Origin of the sequence: Mesorhizobium sp. M7A.F.Ca.CA.004.06.1.1, from assembly GCF_003999135.1 — a bacterium.
GTDB lineage: Bacteria > Pseudomonadota > Alphaproteobacteria > Rhizobiales > Rhizobiaceae > Mesorhizobium.
Map to the genome: position 1 here is coordinate 1 of NZ_RZPQ01001014.1, position 1,670 is coordinate 1,670.

Sequence of the window (1,670 nt, forward strand, 5' to 3'; positions counted from 1 at the left end):
GATCTCATCTCATCCGGCCCCAGCCTGCCGCTGACTGTCGGCAGCGCCGAGAGCCCGGTCAAGATCGAGATCCAGTCCTTGTCGGCAAAGGTGGCGGGCGAGAGCACGCGGGCCCGCCTGGATGTCTCCGCGATCCTGCCCTCGATCGTCACCAGTCCGGCGAGGGTAGACGGGCTTGCCCTGGCGTTGCATTCGGATGCGTTCGATCTCAAGAACCGTGCAGGGCCGGTTTCCGGCACGGTGTCGGTGGACAAGGTCGGTCTCGACAATCCGGCGATCAGCGGCCGCCTGACGGCCGACCTGTTTGCCATCGACAGCGGCTCGCTCAAGAGCGATGCGCTGAACAGCCAGGTCGCCGGCCAGGTATCGCTGCGAGACGGTGCCATAGACCTCAATCTGAAGGCGGATGCCCCATCGTCGGCCTTGCCGGCGGCGGCGCGCGGCATGCTTGGCGAACGCGCTGAGATCAGCGCCACACTGAAGCGCGACCCCAACGGCAGCATCAACATAGGCGGATTGAAGTTGACCTCGGGTGCGCTGACCGCCGACGGGCAAGCCAGCCTTGCCGACAACAAGGTGGCCGCCGACATCAAGGGCGCGCTGAGCGACATCTCGCTGCTGTCGAAGGATGCCAAGGGCGCCATCGCCTTTGCGTTGAACGCACAGGGGCCGGCCAGTGCGCCGGATCTGTCACTGACGGTCGACAGCGAGCGCCTTCTCGTGGCGGCGCGAGAGATCACCGGGCTGAAGCTGACCGCCACCGGCAAGGCCGATGCCGCCAATCCGGCGGCCAACGTGCAACTGACCGGCAATGTCGCCGGCCAGGCGCTGCAAGGCAGTGCGGTGCTGGCGACGGCGGACGGCAAGAGCGCCATCAACGGCCTGCTGCTGTCGCTCGGCAAGAACAGGATTTCCGGCGATCTGGCGCTGGACGAGAAGTTCGTGCCGGTCGGCACCATCGCGCTCGACCTGCCCGATATCGGCCCGCTGGCGGCACTTGCCCTGGAAAAGGCCGAAGGCGACGTGCGCGGCACGATCGCCTTTTCGAAGAACGGCACCGCACCGCAGGTCGCCATCAAGGCGGCGACCGCGTCGATTACGCGCGGCGACCTGCAGGCGAAAGCCGTCTCGATCGATGCGCTGGTCGCCAACTATCTGGCGGCGCCCGTGATCTCCGGAAAGATCCGCGCCGACACCGTCATTTCGGGCGGCACCGTGATCAGCGGCATCGATGTCGACTTAAAGCGCGACGGCGACTGGACCGGCTTCGCCGGCGGCGCAACCGTCAAGGGCATTCCGGCGCGGGCCGCCGGCCGGGTGAAAGTGGCCAACGGCACGACAACTATCGAGCTTGCCTCCGGCCAGGCGACCGTCCAGGGCATCAAGGCGGCCATTGCCCAGGCCTCGAGCGTCAGCATCGCCAATGGCACGACGACGCTGGATCGGCTGGTGCTCAACCTTGGCGGTGGCACGGCGACGGTGACCGGCAAGGTCGGCACGGCGCTCGACATCAATGCGACGCTGGCGCGGGTGCCGATGTCGCTCGCCAACAGTTTTTCGCCGGGCCTCGACGCCGCCGGCTCGATTTCGGGCACGGTCAAGGTGACGGGCGCGCCGGCAAATCCCGCCATTGCCTTCAATCTCGACGCAGCGGGCGTGCAGACCTCGCA

General features: G+C 67.2%; 1 pseudogene. It reads left to right on the plus strand.

The features are described from left to right. A pseudogene (locus tag EN906_RS33295) lies at window positions 1-1,670 on the plus strand (translocation/assembly module TamB); the annotation flags it as partial.